Source organism: Bradyrhizobium sp. Gha (assembly GCF_900113735.1).
GTDB lineage: Bacteria > Pseudomonadota > Alphaproteobacteria > Rhizobiales > Xanthobacteraceae > Bradyrhizobium.
On the sequence record NZ_FOQM01000051.1, the window covers coordinates 1 to 16,042 of the forward strand.

Genomic DNA, 16,042 nt, shown 5'->3' on the forward strand with positions numbered 1-16,042 from the left:
CCTCCTGGATGGTGATGATCGCATAACTCTCGCCCGTTCGCGCCTGTGCCTTGCGCTTCAGCTCTGCCAACAGCTTCAAAAGGTCCGCAATGTCGCCGGCTTTCACGCTGTGTCTCGACATCTTCCCGCCCTTGCCCGGCGACAGCGATGTAACCAGCCATGTCGAACGGCTCAGTTCCAATGACACGAAAATTGCGCCAAACTGTGTGCGGATAGCGGCCAGTCCGGCGGAAGGATGATCGAGCAACATCGTCGTCTCCAGGTTGGTGTGTTAGCAACCTCAGTCTGGCCTCAGACCAGGTCGCTATCCACTCCCCATGGAATCTTCGCTACGCTCGCAATGACGGAGTGTAAGGCGGCGACGCGCCGAAATCTCGTGTCCCGGACGCGCTGCAGCGTGCAACGCCGCTGCGAAGAGCCGGGACCCAAGGCAACAAGGAAGCGCAGTGAATATGGGCCCCGGCTCAGCAGCGCACCGTTGAAGAAACGCTGCGCTGCGTCCGGGCACGAGAACGAGTTGTGACGCTCGCTCTGCTGCTAGCCGGCAATGATGCGAGAGATCTAGCCGCGGTCGCCTGCGGCAGTAGATCGCCCGGGCATCGCGCAAGGCGCGGAGCTTCTTGGCGATGTCCCCGCTCGCGTGCGGCGGACTCGGCTCCGCACGAGGCCGTCATCGATCCGTGATTTGACATTTCATCCACATTTGTCAAATCTGACAAAATGCAGGCCAAGTCCTCTCCCAAGGCCCTTCCGCAGGACCGCATCCTCGACGCCGCCATGCGCGTGTTCCGGCGCCACGGATTCCGCCGCTCCTCGATCGAGCAGGCGGCGGCGGAGGCCGGACTGACGCGGCAGGCGCTGTATCATCACTTCGCCTCCAAGGAGGCGCTGTTTCGCGCCGTGCTCGAGCGGCTCTACGAGCAGGGGCTCGCTGCCGAAATCGCGGCAGCGAAGGCGGCGGAAGAAGCGGGCCTCGCGCTTGCCGACATCCTGGTCGCCGAGATCGGCGCGCGGATGCAGTCGCTGCTCGCCTCGCTCAAGGACTCGCCCCATACCGAGGAGCTGTTTTCCGAGCACCTCGCACAGGCGCGCGACCTCTACCAGAGCTATTCCAGCCGTTTCGCCGACGAGATCGCAACCACGATCGCGCGGGTGTGCCGCAAGCGAAAGCTCACGCTCGAAAGCGGCATCACGGTGCGCGAGCTCGCGCGCTGCGTCGAGATGGCGATCCACGGCACCAAATCCGCTTTCCCTTCCATGCAGCCGGTCGACGCGTTCCTGAAACAGCTCGAGACCATGCTGCGCATGTTGATCGCCGGCGCGATGACGCCGCTCGCGAAGAAGTCCCCACGCAAAACGGGAGTTCGGAAATGACCACCACGACCATCAATGGAAGGCCTCTGGTGCTGCCCGACGATCCGGATGCGCTCTTGATCGACGTGATCCGCGACGGCGGCCTCACCGGCACCAAGCTCGTCTGCGGCTCCGGCGTCTGCGGCGCCTGCACCGTGCTGCTCGACGGCACGCCCGTCGTGAGCTGCCTGTTGCCGGCGCAGGCGACCGCCGGCAAATCGCTGACCACCATCGAGGGCGTGGGAGCCGCCGGATTGCATCCGGTGCAGAAGGCGTTCATGGCGCACGACGCCCTGCAATGCGGCTTCTGCACCTCAGGCTTCGTCGTCGAAGCCACCGCCTTCCATGACAGCTGGCGCGCGACCAAGGGCACGGCGACGCCCGCGCGCGAGGAGATCGCCGCCGCACTATCGGGACACCTCTGCCGCTGCGGCGCCTATGAAGGCATTTTTCGCGCGGTGGCGGAGGCTTGTTCAGGCCGCTTCGACGGCAACGATCCGATCGCGCCGCGGCTGGAAGCCCGCGACAAGGTGACGGGACTGGCCTGCTACACCGTCGACATCCACCATGACGGCCAGCTCGAAGGCGTCATCCTGCGCGCGCACGTCGCGCATGCGAGGATCACCGGGCTCGATCTGGCGCCGGCGCGCGCCATGGCCGGTGTGGCCGCGGTCGTTCCGCTGCTCGACGATGACAACATGATCCGGTTCGTCGGCGCGCCGATTGCAGCCGTCGCGGCCAGTGATCGCCGCACCGCACTGAAGGCAATCGCCGCGATCACCTTCAAGATCGAGCCATTGCCCGCGGCGATCGGGCTCGATGCAGCGCGACGCGACGATGCGCCCGTCGTGTTCGAAAAGAAGGACCGCAAGCGTGCCGGCAACGTCTCCGAGGGCGCCGGCGGCGCTCCGGTGTCGTGGAAGGGCAATGTCCGCGGGCCTTCGGCGCCGTTCTCGCACAAAGCCAAGCAGGCGAGGCACTGGCTCGACGAGGCGCGGGCGCAACGCAATCCGCTGCTGGTCGAGGAAACCTTCCGCGTCTCGACGCAACAGCACGCAAGCCTCGAACCACATGCCGCCGTGGCCAGGTTCGATGGCGATCAGCTCACGGTGCACATCTCGACCCAGGCCATCCATGAGAGCATGGAGAAGATCGCCAAGCGCTATGGCCTTCCGCACGACAAGGTGCGTGTGATCGCCGATCATGTCGGCGGCGGGTTCGGCTCCAAGGGCAGCGTCGGGCTCGAGACCATCGCCGCGATCGAGCTTGCGCGCGCCGCGAAGGCGCCGGTGCGTGTCGCCTTCGATCGGGGAGAGGAGCTTTCCGTCACCGGCTATCGTCCGGCCGCCGAGCTGAAACTGTCCTTGCTGCCTTCGACGGAAGGCCGCCTCAAGGCGCTGTCGCTCACCGCGCATGCCGATACCGGCGCCGCCGTGAACTCGCTGATCGCCGGCCTGGCGCGGCTGATCTATCCGGCCGAAGCAAAAGAGCTCGTCGACTTCGACGTGCTCAGCAATTTGCCGCCCGGCGCGCCGTTCCGCGGCCCCGGCGGTCCGCCGATGTCGTTTGCGCTGGAGCAGGCGGTCGACGAAGCGGCGCTGCGCATGAAGCTCGATCCGATTCAGCTGCGCAAGCGCTGGGACCCCGATCCCAACCGCCAGCGATTGTACGACTGGGCCGCCGGCCTCGACGTGTGGAAAAATCGCAAGCCGGCCGGCTCGCAACAAGGCCGCTACCGGCGCGGCGTCGGCGTCGCCACCGGCTACTGGCTCTATCTCTGGCAGACCGGCTCCTCGGTCGAGCTCGCGGTCAAGGGCGGCCGCATCGTCGCAAGCTGCGCGGTGCAGGATATCGGGACGGGCACGCGGAGCGTGATCGCGAACACGGTCGCGAAGGCGTTCGATCTCGAGCCGCAGGATGTGGAGGTTCGCGTCGGCCGCTCCAACCTGCCGCGAGGGCCGGGTTCCGGCGGCAGCCGTGTCACCGCCTCGGTGGTGCCGCCGACCTTGCTCGCCATCGACAAGCTGAAAGCGGAAATCAGGCGCACCGCGTCTCGCACACCTGCTCCGGGCTCGAACGCGCCGTGGCGCGAGATGATCGCGGCTTCTCCTGACGTCTCCGTGTCGGCGAGGCGCCAGGAGGACGGCAAGCCGCCGCCCGGCGTCAGGCCGGCGCTGCACGAGGCGGGCATCATGGGCCGGGTGTTCGGTTGGGTGCTGCGCCTGATGAACCACATGGTGGTCGGCGCCGGCGTGCCGAGCTCGGTACAGGTGATGGAAGTCGAGGTCGATACCTGGCTCGGCCATGTGCGCGTGCTCAACGCCTATACGGGCCTCGCGATCGGCAAGCTCGCCGCGCCGGCGCTGGCGCGAAGCCAGGCCGCAGGCGCGGTGATCCAGGGCATCGGCTACGCCCTCTATGAAGCGCGCGAGACCGATCCTTCGAGCGGCCACATCCTGAGCGGCAGCATGGAGGATTACCGCATTCCCGGGATTGCGGACATGCCGAAACTGGACGTGCATTTCGACGAGGCCGGTTTCGAGCATGTGCCGGGCGGCAGCGTCGGCATCGGCGAAGTCGCCACCGTGCCGACCTCGCCCGCGATCGCCAACGCCATCCGCGATGCGATCGGCGTGAGACTGACCGAGATTCCGTTCCGGCCCGATCGTCTGGTGGCCGCGCTGAAAGGGAGGGATGCAGCATGAGTGTCGCCGTCATGACCGCCGAGCCCGTGCCTGAATTCCGCGCCGGAGGCACCGATTTCAGCGAACGCCGCCGCAGCGGCGTGTCGCAGGGAATGCTGATCGATATCTCGGGCACCGGCTCCAAGGCGATCACCTGGGACGCCGACGGATCAGCCCAGATCGGCGCGTTGACCACCATCGCCACGATCGCGGCGGACGCGCGCATCGCCGCTGGCTATCCCGGCCTTGCGGCGAGCGCTCAAGGCCTCGCCACGCCGCAGGTGCGCCAGGTTGCAACGCTCGGCGGCAATCTCGCGCAGCGTTCGCGCTGCTGGTATTTCCGCCGGGCCGACATCGATTGCCTGAAGAAGAGCGGCAGCACCTGCCCGGCCCGGTCGGGCAATCATCTCTATGGCGTTGCCTTCGATCTCGGGCCCTGCGTCGCGCCGCATCCCTCGACCATGGCGGCGGCCCTGCTCGCCTATGATGCGACCATCGTCACGGACCGGCGCAGCGGATTGACCATTGCCGGCCTGCTCGGCGACGGCTCGATCTCGCACGCCGATCATGCACTGGCAGCAGGCGAGATGATCCAGAGCATTGCGCTTCCTGCTCCGCTCGAGGGCGAGCGCGCTTCCTACAGGCGCGCGATCAGCCGGAGCCATGCGGAATGGCCGCTGGTGGAACTCTGCGCCCGCGTCATTGTCGCCGACGGCAAGTTTCAACTCGTGCGTCTGGCTGCCGGCGGTGTTGCGCCCGTGCCGCTTCGCCTCACCGCCGCGGAAGTCGCGCTTCATGGCAGGATTGCCAACGCGGCATCGATCGCAGAAGCGGCGAAAGCGGCGACCTCGGGTGCCAAGCCCTTGCCGATGACGGCCTACAAGCTCGATCTTCTGCAAGGGCTGGTGCGCGACGTGCTGGAGCGGATTGCGGATTAGTTGGTCCCGGCGGCATCGGCACTGTGCTCCCTCTCCCGCTTGCGGGAGAGGGTTGGGGAGAGGGTGTCTCCGCAACGGAACACTCCCCCAGGGAAAGAACCCTCACCCGGCGCGCGGGACGATGCTTCGCATCGCCCGGGACGCACCGACCTCTTCCGCACGCGGGAGAGGTGCACCTAGCCCGCGGCGGCTTGATTCAGCCCAAACTCATCACGCTCTATCCGCCCGAGCGACCTGCGAGTCGCGCGCGAATGTCCGGCTTCAGCACCTTGCCGACCTTGGAGCGCGGCAGATCGTCCCAGATCTCGATCTGCTTCGGTGTCTTGACGCTGCCGATCTGCCGCTTGACGAAAGCCGCAAGTGCCGTCGCATCGACGCTCTGGCCGGCGCGGGGCTGCACCACCGCGACGATCCGCTCGCCCCATTTCTCGTCCGGCAGGCCAATCACGGCGCAATCCTGCACCGCCTCGTGCCCGCGCAATGCGTTTTCGACCTCGATCGAATAGACGTTGAACCCGCCTGATATGATCATGTCCTTGGCGCGGTCGACGATGTAGAGGTAGCCGTCACCGTCGATGTAGCCGATGTCGCCGGTGTGGTGCCAGCCATGCGCCGAGGCCTCCGCCGTTGCCTCTGGATTCTTGTAATAGCCTTCCATCACCAGCGACCCGCGCACCACGATCTCGCCGCGCTCGCCTGACGGCAGCAGATTGCCGTCCGCGTCCATAATGCCGGCCTGCACCAGCGGGCTGATCCGTCCGGCCGACGACAGTCGTTCCATCGCAATCGTGCCGTCCGGATTGTAATGCTCCTCGGGCGCCATCGTCGAAATCATCATCGGCGCTTCGGTCTGACCGAACAACTGCGCCATCGGCCCGATGCGTCGAAGCGCCTCCGCAAGCCGCGTGGCCGAGATCGGCGCCGCACCATACCAGAAGCATTGCAGCGAGCCGAGTTTCGCGGAATCGAGCCTGGGATGATCGAGCAGCATGTAGATCACGGTCGGAGGCAGGAAGGTGTGCGTGACGCCATGGCGCTCGATCAGATCGAGGAATTCGGCGATGTCGGGGTGATGCATGATCACGATGCGGCCGCCGAGCGTCATGATCGGGAAACACAGCACGCCGGCGGCGTGCGTCAGCGGCGCCAATGCGAGGTAGACCGGGCGGCCCTTGAAGGGGTAGCCCATCAGCGTCAGGGCCGTCATGGCCTCGATGTTGCGGCCCGACAGCATGACGCCCTTGGGCTTGCCGGTGGTTCCGCCGGTGCCCGGGATCATCGCGAGGTCGTCGACCGGCGCCCGCTGGTAGTCGTCGTCCGAAACGCTGCGGAGCCAGCTGTCGAAGGAAGATGCAAACGGCAGCTCGGCATCGAGGCAGACGAGCAGGCGCAGCTTCGGCAGGTCGGACCGGACCGCCTCGACCATCGGAGCGAAGCTCGAATGAAACAGCAGTGCGGCGCAGTCGAATTGATCGAGTATGAATTTGTTCTCGGCCGCCTCGTTGCGCGGATTGATCGGGCACCAGACCGCACCGGCGCGTGAAATGCCGAACACGCAGGCGAAGGCCAGCGGGTCGTTGCCGGAGAGGATCGCAACCTTCTCGCCCGCCGCGAGCCCCGATCCTGCAAGTCCGCGCGCGACGCGGTAGCTCAGGCGCTGCACCTCGCGATAGCTGAGATCGCGTCCGTCCATGGTGAGGCACGGCGCGTCCGGGCCCAGCGAGGCACCTTTATCGAGGTAATCGATGAAGCGCATGATCCCTCCGGGAGCAGTGTCAGGTTGGTTGGATGCGAACCGCGGTGAAAGTCCACCTCTCCCCGATGGGGAGAGGTGGACAAAAATCGCCGCCGTGCTGCGTCTCCTAATCGTGCACGGTCAGGATCGGCTTGCTGACGAGCCCGAAACTGCGCAATTGCCCGAGCAGCTCGTGGTGGCCGAATGCCTGACAGGCGGAGGCGAAGCCGACGCGCTTGGGCGGTTGCTGCAGCAGATGCGCGGCGGCATAGGCCTGCAGCATGCCGGTTTGCTTGTAGTTGCTGTTGCCGTTGATGACACAGTGCGCGCGGCCCAGCGGGCCGGAGGCATGCACCGAATCCATCGACTTGTTGACGCGCGGGTTCTCGCGCGGCGGCATGGTGTTCATGACGCCCGCAGCGGTCTGCGCCAGCGCGGCGTAGCGATCGTCGGGTTTCATGTCCTTGGTCGCCTCCAGCGCGGCGGCGACGATCTGTGGCACGCCCAGCATCAGCGCGCGGTTGAACACGCCACCCAGCACCTTCACGTTGGCCACGCGGGGATCACGCTTGAACCACACCGGGTGCGAGGTGCCGCCCCAGGGGAGTGCCAGCGCCAGTTCGTGCTGGCCGGGGATGACGAGGTTGGTGAGGCCGGCATCGGGCTGATGCTCGACATATTTGTTTTGCTCGAGGTAGTAGGCCTTGGCCATCGCCGCATTGACCAGGATGGTCTGCGTCGAAGCGATCGTCGGGCTGCCACCCCAGAACACGGCGATATCGAGCGTATCGAGGCCTGGCGTCTCCAGGCACAGCTGGGCTGCGATTTCGCCGGTGGTGTACATCTGCGCGATGCCGGGCGCCAGCAGCAGGCCGGCATTGGCGAACTTCGTGCCCCACTCCTGTTCGAGGGTGATCAGCCAGTCCTGCTCGCCTGTCGTGTCGGTGTAATGGCATCGGGACGCCCAGCAGGCTTGCACCACCTCCCCGCCGAACTTGGCGAAGGGGCCGACCGTGTTGAGCACCACCGAGGCGCCGCTGAACAATTCGGTCAGCGCGCCCACGGTGTGCGGCACTTCCACCACCTCGTAGTCGGCGGTCTCGATGCCGGCCACGTTCGCCTTCATTGCCGCGTTGAGCTTCTCGGCGCTGCGGCCGGCGGCGACGAAGGGGATGTTGTACTCACGTAAGTATTCGCAGACGAGGCGGCCGGTGTAGCCGGAAGCGCCATAGACGATGACGGGCTTCTTCGCACTCATTGTGTTCCTCCGATATTTTCATTGTGAAAATGCTTGCTACATGCCCATGCCGCCATCGACCGGCAGTCCGATGCCGGTGATGAAACGCGCCTCGTTCGAGCACAGGAACACCGCGGCGTCGGCGATGTCGCCGACGTCCGCGAGCTTGCCGAGAGGCGTCTGCTCCACCACCGAGCCGACGGCGGCGTTGACGTCGGGCGCGAGACCGATCTTGACGATGTCGTTGGCCAGCTGCAGGCCCATGTCGGTCGGGATCAGGCCGGGATAGATGCAGTTGACGCGCACGCCGTAACCGAGCTTGCCGGCTTCCATCGCTCCGACCCGCGTCATCCGGTCGACCGCGGACTTCGTGCCCGAATAGACCGCGATGCTCGGGAAGGCGATCGTCGCGGCGACAGAAGCGATGTTGACGACCGCGCCGCCCTTGCCCGCCGATCCGTCCGGCCGCATCGCGCGGAAAGCGTGCTTCATGCCGAGCACGGTGCCGACGATATTGACGTCGCACATCCGCCGCGCGTCCTCGGCCTTGACCTCGCTGATGAGGGCGGTGATCTCGATTCCGGCATTGTTGATGAGGATGTCGTAGCCGCCGAGGGTGGCAATCGTCGCAGCGGTCGCTTTCTCCCACTGCGCGTCGTCGGTGACATCGAGATGCACGAAGCCGGTCTTCACGCCCAGCCTGGCGATCCGGCCGGCGCTGTCCTTGCCGACGTCATCGAGGATGTCGCCGATCATGACCGCAGCGCCGGATCGCGCCAGCGCCTCTGCAATAGCGGCTCCTATTCCGCGAGCTCCGCCGGTGACCAGGGCTTTGCGGCCTTCGAGACTCTTCTCACTCATCGCACGTCCTCCCTTGCTGATTTCTGGACTGATCTCTTCGCCGATGACCGGTGCGTGCTGCGACCGGCAGCACGGGTGGCGGCCGCAGTGGCGCTGCGGCACGCGAGTCCATTCCGGCGGCGCGGCGCCGGCGGGTGCATTTCCTCCGTATGTCGGACGTCTTGACGACTGTCCAAATTCTTGAGGCGCACACTCCGCCCGGCACTTGACACTTGTCAAGATAAAAATTTGACAGTTGTCAAAGAGAATGGTCTGTAGATGGCGACGGACGCTATGACCGTCGTGAGGAAGGGACGGGAGACAGCGCGACAATGGCGCGGCGAGCGACAGCAGCAGTGAGGCGTGAGGCCGCGGTCGAGGTCGTGCGCGACGAGAAGTTCAACGCACGGCGCATCGAGCTGGCCGAGGCCGCGCTCGAAACGCTTGGAGAGCTCGGCTTCGCACGCACCAGCCTGCGCGAGATCGCGCAGAACTCGGCGTTCACGCACGGCGTGTTCCACTATTATTTCAGCGACAAGCTCGACCTGATCTGCTGCTGCGTGCGCCACTACAAGGCGAAGTGCGTGACCCGATATGACGAGGTCGTCGTCACCGCGACGAGCCGCGACGAATTGACGGAAGGTTTCCTCGCCAAGCTTGCGGCCACGCTGCAGAACGAAGCCCGCATGCACCGGCTTTGGTACGATTTGCGTTCGCAGGCGATGTTCGAGGCGGCGTTTCGCAAGGACGTGCTCGAGATCGACAAGAACCTGGAAGCGATGATCTGGCGCATCGCATCGCGCTACGCCGAGCTCGGCGGCAAGCGACCGGTGTCGTCGCCCGCCGCCCTCTATGCGCTGTTCGACGGTCTATTCCAGAGTGCGCTGCTCAAGCATCTCGCGGCTGACAAGACGGCGATTCCCGAACTGCTCGACGAAGTCCGGCGCCTGCTGCCGACGGTGTGCTGACGCGCGCAAGCGGCGGCCTGCGCTGCGCATCAATGGAATTTCTGACGGCTTGCCTACGACGAAGGCGTGCCCGTTTTCATGTTGGTCGATGATGTTTCCACGCCGTCATGGCGAGCGCAGCGAAGCAATCCGGACTGTCACCGCGAAAGATTCTGGACTGCTTCGCTGCGCTCGCAATGACGGCGTGTGACGCAAATGGCGCGCTCCACTCTCGCACGGTCAGCAATGAAGCTTTACGCCGCGGTGGCCGGCGGCAGGGCCAGCACCGAATAGATCGCCTGGGCGTCGCGCGAGGCGCGGAGCTTCTTGGCGATGTCCTGGTCGCGCAGCAGGCGGGCGATGCGGGCCAGCGCCTTCAAATGATCGGCGCCGGCGCCTTCAGGGGCGAGCAGCAGGAAGACGAGATCGACCGGCTGGCCGTCCATCGCCTCGAAATCGATCGGGCGATCGAGCCGGGCGAACAGGCCAAAGATCTTCTCGAGCTTGGGCAGCTTGCCGTGGGGAATGGCGACGCCGTAGCCGACCGCGGTGGTGCCGAGCTTCTCGCGCTGAAGCAGCACCTCGAACACCGAGCGTTCGTTTTGTCCGGTCAGCTCGGCAGCCTTGGCCGCGAGCTCTTGCAGCGCCTGCTTCTTGCTGTTGACCTTCAATGCCGGGAGAATCGCCTCGGGTGCGACCAGATCGGTAATCGGCATGGAAGGTTTCCGAGGTGAGTTAAACCGTCAGGTTCCGAATTGGCCGCCTCGATTGAACCGAGCCCGACCGGCGTCAAGAAGGTGAAGCAGGAGGGGGACTTAGCCCCGATCCTGATGTGGGGCGCTTCTACTCCAACGCAATCCCGGTGCCAACTCCCGCGTGCGGCTTTGCCCCGGTCATTGTTAAGGCCTGTGGTTGATACGGGGGTGCGCTTTCGTCGGTCTAACCGGCCGATTTGTCACCCGGCGGATCGATCCAGCCAACATTGCCGTCGGCCCGCCGGTAGATGATGTTCACCCGGCCCGAGGAACCATGCTGGAATACCAGACAGGGCGCCCCACTGAGGTCGAGTTCCATGACGGCCTCGCTGACCGAGAGCCGCTTCAGCGATGTCGTGGCCTCGGCGATGATCACGGGGTTGTAGCCGGTGATTTCGTCCTCGTCGTCGCCTTCGCCCGGCGCCTCCAGGACGTAAGCCGTGGCATCCAGCGCGGCCAGCGCGGCGGAGGCGACATGGGCCTTGCGGGCCGAGCGGTCCTTGAGCCGGCTCTTGTAGCGCTTGAGCCGCTTCTCGATCATGATCAGCGCCTGGTCGGCACTGGCATAGGCGTCCTGCGCGTTCGAATCGGCCTCCAGCGTAATTCCGGAATCGAGATGCAGCGCACAATCGGTGCGGAAGCCGAAGCCGTCCTTGCTGAGCGTGATGTGGCCGGAATAATTGCCGTCGAAATATTTACGCAGGACCTCTTCCGTCCGGTCGGTGACGCGGCCGCGAAGGGCCTCACCGACGCTAACGCTCTTGCCCGAGATCCGAAGAGTCATGTGATGCCTCGCTTGGTTCATTCGGCCAACCACGATGACGCGTCATCGTGGTTGGGGTCGTTCCCCTGCGCATGATCTCCCCGCAAACGCCTACGGCGTCTGTCGGAGGGGAAAACCGCTGTACACTTTTCCGGATCATGCGCGTGCTTGGATCGGTCGCGATGGGAGGATGAGAGTAGCGCGATTCTGCGCCAGCGCAATCAGGCTGGTTCGGTGTTGCGGGAGCGATCGGACATTGAGGTCGAAAGGACGTTACCAAGAGCGCTCTGCTTGTCGCGACGGCGTTGCACCGAGGACGGAATGCGCATGGCTTCGCGGTACTTCGCGACCGTGCGGCGGGCAATATCAATGCCCGAGGCGCGCAATCGTTCCACGATGGTATCATCCGACAGGATCGCGGACGGCGCTTCCGAATCAATCAACTGCTTGATGTGGTGACGCACGGCCTCGGCCGAGTGCGCCTCGCCGCCATCGGCCGACGCGATCGAGGCCGTGAAGAAATATTTCAACTCGAATGTGCCGCGATTTGTCGCCATGTATTTGTTGGCGGTGACGCGCGACACCGTGGATTCATGCATCTGGATGGCGTCGGCGACGGCTTTCAGATTCAGCGGCCGCAGATGCGCGACACCATGGGTGAAGAAGCCGTCCTGCTGGCGCACGATCTCGGTCGCGACTTTCAGGATGGTGCGGGCGCGCTGGTCGAGCGCGCGCACCAGCCACGTCGCGTTCTGCAGCGCGTCGGTGAAATACGACTTGTCGCCGTCCTTGCCGATCTTCTTCGACAGCTCGGAATAGTAGGTCTGGTTCACCAGCACGCGCGGCAGGGTGTCGCTGTTGAGCTCGACATGCCAGCCGCCATCAGGACCCGGCCGGACATAGACGTCGGGCACCATGGTCTGAAGCCGCGCCGAGCCGAACTTCATGCCGGGCTTGGGATTGAGGCGCCTGATCTCGCCGATCATGTCCGCGATATCCTCGTCGTCGACGCCGCAGAGCTTGCGCAAGGCAACGATGTCGCGCTTGGCGAGGAGATCGAGATGCTCGACCAGCGCCTGCATCGCGGGATCGTAGCGGTCGAGCTCGCGGAGCTGGATCGCCAGGCATTCGCTCAAATTGCGCGCGCAGACGCCGGGCGGATCGAATTTTTGCAGCACGGCAAGGACGCCCTCGACGTCCTCTTGCGTTGCGCCAAGCCGCTCGGCGGCCTGGCCGAGATCGGGCGGCAGATAGCCGGCCTCGTCGACCAGATCGATCAGATACTGCCCGATCATGCGCTGCGCCGCGCCTGTGAAGGCGACCGAGAGCTGCTCGGCAAGGTGATCGGACAGCGTCATCTCGGCTGCGACGAAAGCCTCGAGATTGTAGTCCTCGTCACCGGAGGCGCCGCCGCCCCACTCGGTATAGGTCGTCGGCGCGACGTCCTGGGCGTTGCGCGCCGCCGCCTCGGCGGGCTCCTCGGAGAACACGTTGTCCAGGCCCGTATCGAGGGTTTGCTCGATCTCGGCGCGGGTGCCGAGATCCTTGCTCATCCATTCTTCCTGGCCCGGTTCGAAGGCGTCACCGCCGCCGAAGCCGTCATCGCCGCCGAGACCGTCGCCCTGGCTGCCTGATTCGTCGCCATCGGTGTCGCTGAACTGGGCGGGCTCGGCCGGGGCATCGCCGCCGGGGGCCTCGTCATTGGCCCGCTCCAGCAGGGGATTACGCTCGAGCTCCTCCTCCACGAAGGTCGTGAGATCGAGATTGGACAATTGCAGCAGCTTGATCGCCTGCATCAACTGCGGCGTCATGACCAGCGACTGCGATTGCCGGAACTCTAATCTCTGCGAAAGCGCCATCTAACAAGAACCGTTCCAAAATTGGTCCGATTCTTGCTTAGCTTAGTCCCGGCCTGATGTACACGCCTTGACGCGACGGAAAAAAAGGCTAGAGGCGGAATTCCTCGCCAAGGTAAAGCCGGCGAACATCGGGATCCGCGACGATCTCGTCCGGGGTTCCCTCGGTCAGGATCTCACCGGCATAGACGATATAGGCGCGATCGGTGAGGCCGAGCGTCTCGCGCACATTGTGGTCGGTGATCAGCACGCCGATGCCGCGATTGGTGAGGTGGCGGACGAGGTCCTGAATGTCGCCGACCGCGATCGGATCGATGCCGGCGAAGGGCTCGTCGAGCAGCATGTAGTTCGGACGCGTCGCCAGCGCGCGCGCGATCTCGACGCGGCGGCGCTCACCGCCGGACAATGCGATCGACGGCGATTTCCGCAGGCGCGTGATGTTGAATTCGTCGAGCAGCGCGTCGAGCTGCTGCTCGCGTTCCTTGCGCGAGGGCTCGACCACTTCGAGCACGGCGCGGATGTTCTGCTCGACGGTGAGGCCGCGAAAGATCGAGGCTTCCTGCGGCAGGTAGCCGATGCCGAGGCGCGCGCGCTGATACATCGGCAGCTTGGTGACGTCGTGGCCGTCGAGCTCGATGGCGCCGCGATCGGCCTTGATCAGGCCTGTGATCATGTAGAACACGGTGGTCTTGCCGGCGCCGTTCGGGCCGAGCAGGCCGACCGCTTCGCCGCGCCGGACATAGATGCTGACGCCGCGCACGACCTGGCGGCTGCCGAAACTTTTTTCCACGCTATGCACAGCCAGGAAGCCCGGCCGCCGCAACAGCTGCGGTCCGCCCGTGCCGCTGGATTTGGCGGCGGGCCTGGCCTTGGGCGGTTGAGCAACCGCCGGCCGCGGCCGCGGCGGGGCCTCGAGGCCATAGGGGTCCGAGGCCTGAATGGGCTGGTCACGGGCAAGCGGCGGCGCATCCCTGACAGGACTCGCCACCAGCCCGCCGATGCTGTCCCCGAGCGCCGTGATGTCCTGACGGGCAAATCCCCGCGGGCCGCGCTTGGCGGGGCGACGACGGAACATGCTGAACAGATCGACCATCCCCGCCTTCCAGCCTTCTACGGATTCTGCGCGACATTCACGCGATCTGCCACGCCAGCAATTCGATTCGCCGACGCAGCATGAGTGAAGGGATGTCTCATGCCCAGTGAAACACGCCCGAAAAGCGGCCGACCCGCCTTGAAAGCCCTGCGCGCTAGATACAGCCTCGCCGGGCAAGCTTCAACCTCGGATCATCGGCATCAGCGACAAGTGATTGAATTCACTTCTGTTTACTTCCACCAGGCAGTTGCAGAGGCGAACCCGCGCCCGGAGCCACGGGCGTTCCGCATTTGCCGTTCCCGCCGCCCTGGGACTGGATGAACAGGCCCTGCACCTTGCCGCTGTCGGATTCCACCCGCGAAACGCCGGTGGTCATGTCGACCATGAGGCGGTCGCCGCGCAACACGTTCTGGCATTGCGTCAGAACCACCTGGCTCCCGGACCCGCCCAGCATGGTGATGAGGTTGGTCTTGGTGTCGAACACGGCGGTCTCGCCCGTCACCACCTGGTCCTTCTGGGTGACGACGACACTGCCGCGCGCTTCCAGCCGCTTGATCGAGGAGGCGCCGCCGGGGCCCGGTGCCGCCGCCTGCATCGGCGGCGCGCTCTTCTGGCCCTTGGCTGGCGCCGCGGTTGGAGCCGTCTGCGGCGCGGCCTGCTTGTCGCCGGAGGATTCGTAGAACACCACCAGCGTCTTCGAGGTCATGGTGGTGTCGCCCTGCACGACTTTCACATTGCCCGAGAAGGTGGCTTCCTTCTTCTTGTCGCGCATCTCGAGCGAGGCGGCCTCGATCTGGATCGGCTGATCGCGATTCTGCGAAAAGCCCTGCATCGCATTGGGCACGCCTTGCATCGTGCTTTGCGCGACGGCAGCACCCGCCGCCATCAGCGCGGCGCCGGCAAGCGCCATCGCCGCGACGATGGCGCGACGCCTGGTGTCGTGACGCGAAGAAAAATGAGTCATCGAAATCATCTTGCGTTGCCGGACTTGCTCCGGGATTTCGCCGGTGGTGGCGGGGGCGGCTCGACCGGCGCCGGAGCGGGCTCATCCGTGCTGATCTTGTCCAGATGCATCACGACATTGCCTTCGAAACGAACGACCTCACCGCCTCCGGTGATCCGCAGCCTGTCCGCGGTCAGCGTGCCGTTGGTCAGTTTGACGTCGACATGCTCATCGGAGGAAACCGTGCCCTTGTTCATGTCGACAAAGGCCGAGTTCAGCCGCGCCTCATAACCGGTGGAGGTGCGCAGGAAGATGTCCTTGTGCAGATCGAGCTGCTGCTGCTTGTTGTCGAAGCGGCCGGTGCGGGCATCGAGGAACACCGTCGATTGATCTTCCATCAGCACCTTGGCGCGCAGGGCATTGAGGTCGACATGGTCGGGGTCGGTAATGTCCTGCGTGGCGGTCTTGGCCCAGAGCTCGTAGGGCCGCTGATCCGGAGTGAAACCGGAAAGGTGCGGCGTTTCCATCGTGATCTTGGTCCCGGTCACCACCATGTTTCCGGAATCGACCTTCACGGGGATCATCGTGAAGGGATTGAGGAAGGTCGAGACCGCGACGATCGAGGCCAGGGCCAGAACCACCGTCGCCGGCACCGCGATGCGCAGAATCCGCACCAGACGGCTGTGGCGCGCCGCTTGGGCAAACTTCGCCGCGAGCGCGGCGTCGTAGATGGGAAACTGGGCCGAGTTCACCGCTGCTCCGGGGGCATCGCTTGCCTGTCAGATGGCTCCAATCGGGGCGCCCCATTGTACCCGCGAGCTCAGGAATATGCAGCCTGCGACTGGCCGCAGGAAAGTGTCCGAAACGGGGCGGCAGGCCGGGCCTTGCTCCGCGTCAA

13 protein-coding genes and 1 pseudogene are annotated in these 16,042 nt (G+C 65.2%); 4 read left to right on the forward strand and 10 right to left on the reverse strand.

The genetic code is table 11. The features are described from left to right. A pseudogene (locus tag BM222_RS35910) lies at positions 1 to 250 on the reverse strand (IS110 family transposase); the annotation flags it as partial. A gap of 470 nt (positions 251 to 720) precedes the next feature. On the opposite strand from BM222_RS35910, the gene BM222_RS35915 reads away from it, so the two are divergent. From BM222_RS35915 to BM222_RS35925, 3 genes are read left to right on the forward strand one after another with little or no spacing between them, the layout of a single operon-like run. After that, complete coding sequence (locus BM222_RS35915; RefSeq protein WP_092239325.1) at positions 721 to 1,374, forward strand: TetR/AcrR family transcriptional regulator; 654 nt, start codon at positions 721 to 723, stop codon at positions 1,372 to 1,374. Further along, complete coding sequence (locus tag BM222_RS35920; RefSeq protein ID WP_092239327.1) at positions 1,371 to 4,058, forward strand: molybdopterin-dependent oxidoreductase; 2,688 nt, start codon at positions 1,371 to 1,373, stop codon at positions 4,056 to 4,058. Before BM222_RS35915 ends, BM222_RS35920 begins: the two co-directional genes overlap by 4 nt. Next, entirely contained in the window at positions 4,055 to 4,975 is a 921-nt protein-coding gene (locus BM222_RS35925) for an FAD binding domain-containing protein (RefSeq protein ID WP_092239329.1), read from the forward strand. Before BM222_RS35920 ends, BM222_RS35925 begins: the two co-directional genes overlap by 4 nt. A gap of 217 nt (positions 4,976 to 5,192) precedes the next feature. On the opposite strand, the gene BM222_RS35930 is transcribed toward BM222_RS35925, so the two are convergent. From BM222_RS35930 to BM222_RS35940, 3 genes are all read right to left on the reverse strand, one after another. Beyond that, on the reverse strand, positions 5,193 to 6,731 hold the full coding sequence (locus BM222_RS35930; protein ID WP_092239331.1) for an acyl-CoA synthetase: 1,539 nt from the start codon (positions 6,729 to 6,731) through the stop codon (positions 5,193 to 5,195). A 106-nt stretch (positions 6,732 to 6,837) separates the two neighbouring features. After that, positions 6,838 to 7,968, reverse strand: a complete 1,131-nt coding sequence (locus tag BM222_RS35935; protein ID WP_092239332.1) for a DUF5938 domain-containing protein — start codon at positions 7,966 to 7,968, stop codon at positions 6,838 to 6,840. 36 nt (positions 7,969 to 8,004) lie between these two features. Then, complete coding sequence (locus tag BM222_RS35940; protein WP_092239334.1) at positions 8,005 to 8,808, reverse strand: SDR family NAD(P)-dependent oxidoreductase; 804 nt, start codon at positions 8,806 to 8,808, stop codon at positions 8,005 to 8,007. A gap of 311 nt (positions 8,809 to 9,119) precedes the next feature. On the opposite strand from BM222_RS35940, the gene BM222_RS35945 reads away from it, so the two are divergent. Next, the gene (locus BM222_RS35945; protein WP_092239336.1) at positions 9,120 to 9,755 is read left to right on the forward strand and encodes a TetR/AcrR family transcriptional regulator; all 636 of its coding nucleotides are present in this window, start codon (positions 9,120 to 9,122) and stop codon (positions 9,753 to 9,755) included. 233 nt (positions 9,756 to 9,988) lie between these two features. Here BM222_RS35945 and ptsN read toward each other — a convergent pair whose 3' ends face one another. From ptsN to lptC, 6 genes are all read right to left on the reverse strand, one after another. Continuing rightward, positions 9,989 to 10,450: a PTS IIA-like nitrogen regulatory protein PtsN gene (gene ptsN, locus BM222_RS35950; RefSeq protein WP_008141251.1), complete on the reverse strand. Its 462-nt coding sequence runs from the start codon at positions 10,448 to 10,450 to the stop codon at positions 9,989 to 9,991. Positions 10,451 to 10,673: 223 nt separating this feature from the next. Beyond that, entirely contained in the window at positions 10,674 to 11,273 is a 600-nt protein-coding gene (gene hpf, locus BM222_RS35955) for a ribosome hibernation-promoting factor, HPF/YfiA family (RefSeq protein ID WP_092239338.1), read from the reverse strand. A 200-nt stretch (positions 11,274 to 11,473) separates the two neighbouring features. Continuing rightward, a complete protein-coding gene (gene rpoN, locus BM222_RS35960) occupies positions 11,474 to 13,111 on the reverse strand; it encodes an RNA polymerase factor sigma-54 (RefSeq protein ID WP_092239341.1) in 1,638 nt (545 codons plus the stop codon). Positions 13,112 to 13,199: 88 nt separating this feature from the next. Next, a complete protein-coding gene (lptB, locus tag BM222_RS35965; RefSeq protein WP_092239343.1) occupies positions 13,200 to 14,201 on the reverse strand; it encodes an LPS export ABC transporter ATP-binding protein in 1,002 nt (333 codons plus the stop codon). Positions 14,202 to 14,421: 220 nt separating this feature from the next. Beyond that, a complete protein-coding gene (locus BM222_RS35970) occupies positions 14,422 to 15,174 on the reverse strand; it encodes an LptA/OstA family protein (protein WP_092239345.1) in 753 nt (250 codons plus the stop codon). Continuing rightward, the gene (gene lptC / locus BM222_RS35975) at positions 15,171 to 15,896 is read right to left on the reverse strand and encodes an LPS export ABC transporter periplasmic protein LptC (protein ID WP_092239347.1); all 726 of its coding nucleotides are present in this window, start codon (positions 15,894 to 15,896) and stop codon (positions 15,171 to 15,173) included. Before lptC ends, BM222_RS35970 begins: the two co-directional genes overlap by 4 nt. Between the last annotated feature and the right edge of the window lie 146 nt (positions 15,897 to 16,042).

Coding starts and splice junctions, on each gene's coding strand:
- BM222_RS35915 (WP_092239325.1), top strand. CDS start 721: ATGCAGGCCAAGTCCTCTCCCAAGGCCCTTCCGCAGGACCGCATCCTC.
- BM222_RS35920 (WP_092239327.1), top strand. CDS start 1,371: ATGACCACCACGACCATCAATGGAAGGCCTCTGGTGCTGCCCGACGAT.
- BM222_RS35925 (WP_092239329.1), top strand. CDS start 4,055: ATGAGTGTCGCCGTCATGACCGCCGAGCCCGTGCCTGAATTCCGCGCC.
- BM222_RS35930 (WP_092239331.1), bottom strand. CDS start 6,731: ATGCGCTTCATCGATTACCTCGATAAAGGTGCCTCGCTGGGCCCGGAC.
- BM222_RS35935 (WP_092239332.1), bottom strand. CDS start 7,968: ATGAGTGCGAAGAAGCCCGTCATCGTCTATGGCGCTTCCGGCTACACC.
- BM222_RS35940 (WP_092239334.1), bottom strand. CDS start 8,808: ATGAGTGAGAAGAGTCTCGAAGGCCGCAAAGCCCTGGTCACCGGCGGA.
- BM222_RS35945 (WP_092239336.1), top strand. CDS start 9,120: ATGGCGCGGCGAGCGACAGCAGCAGTGAGGCGTGAGGCCGCGGTCGAG.
- ptsN (WP_008141251.1), bottom strand. CDS start 10,450: ATGCCGATTACCGATCTGGTCGCACCCGAGGCGATTCTCCCGGCATTG.
- hpf (WP_092239338.1), bottom strand. CDS start 11,273: ATGACTCTTCGGATCTCGGGCAAGAGCGTTAGCGTCGGTGAGGCCCTT.
- rpoN (WP_092239341.1), bottom strand. CDS start 13,111: ATGGCGCTTTCGCAGAGATTAGAGTTCCGGCAATCGCAGTCGCTGGTC.
- lptB (WP_092239343.1), bottom strand. CDS start 14,201: ATGGTCGATCTGTTCAGCATGTTCCGTCGTCGCCCCGCCAAGCGCGGC.
- BM222_RS35970 (WP_092239345.1), bottom strand. CDS start 15,174: ATGATTTCGATGACTCATTTTTCTTCGCGTCACGACACCAGGCGTCGC.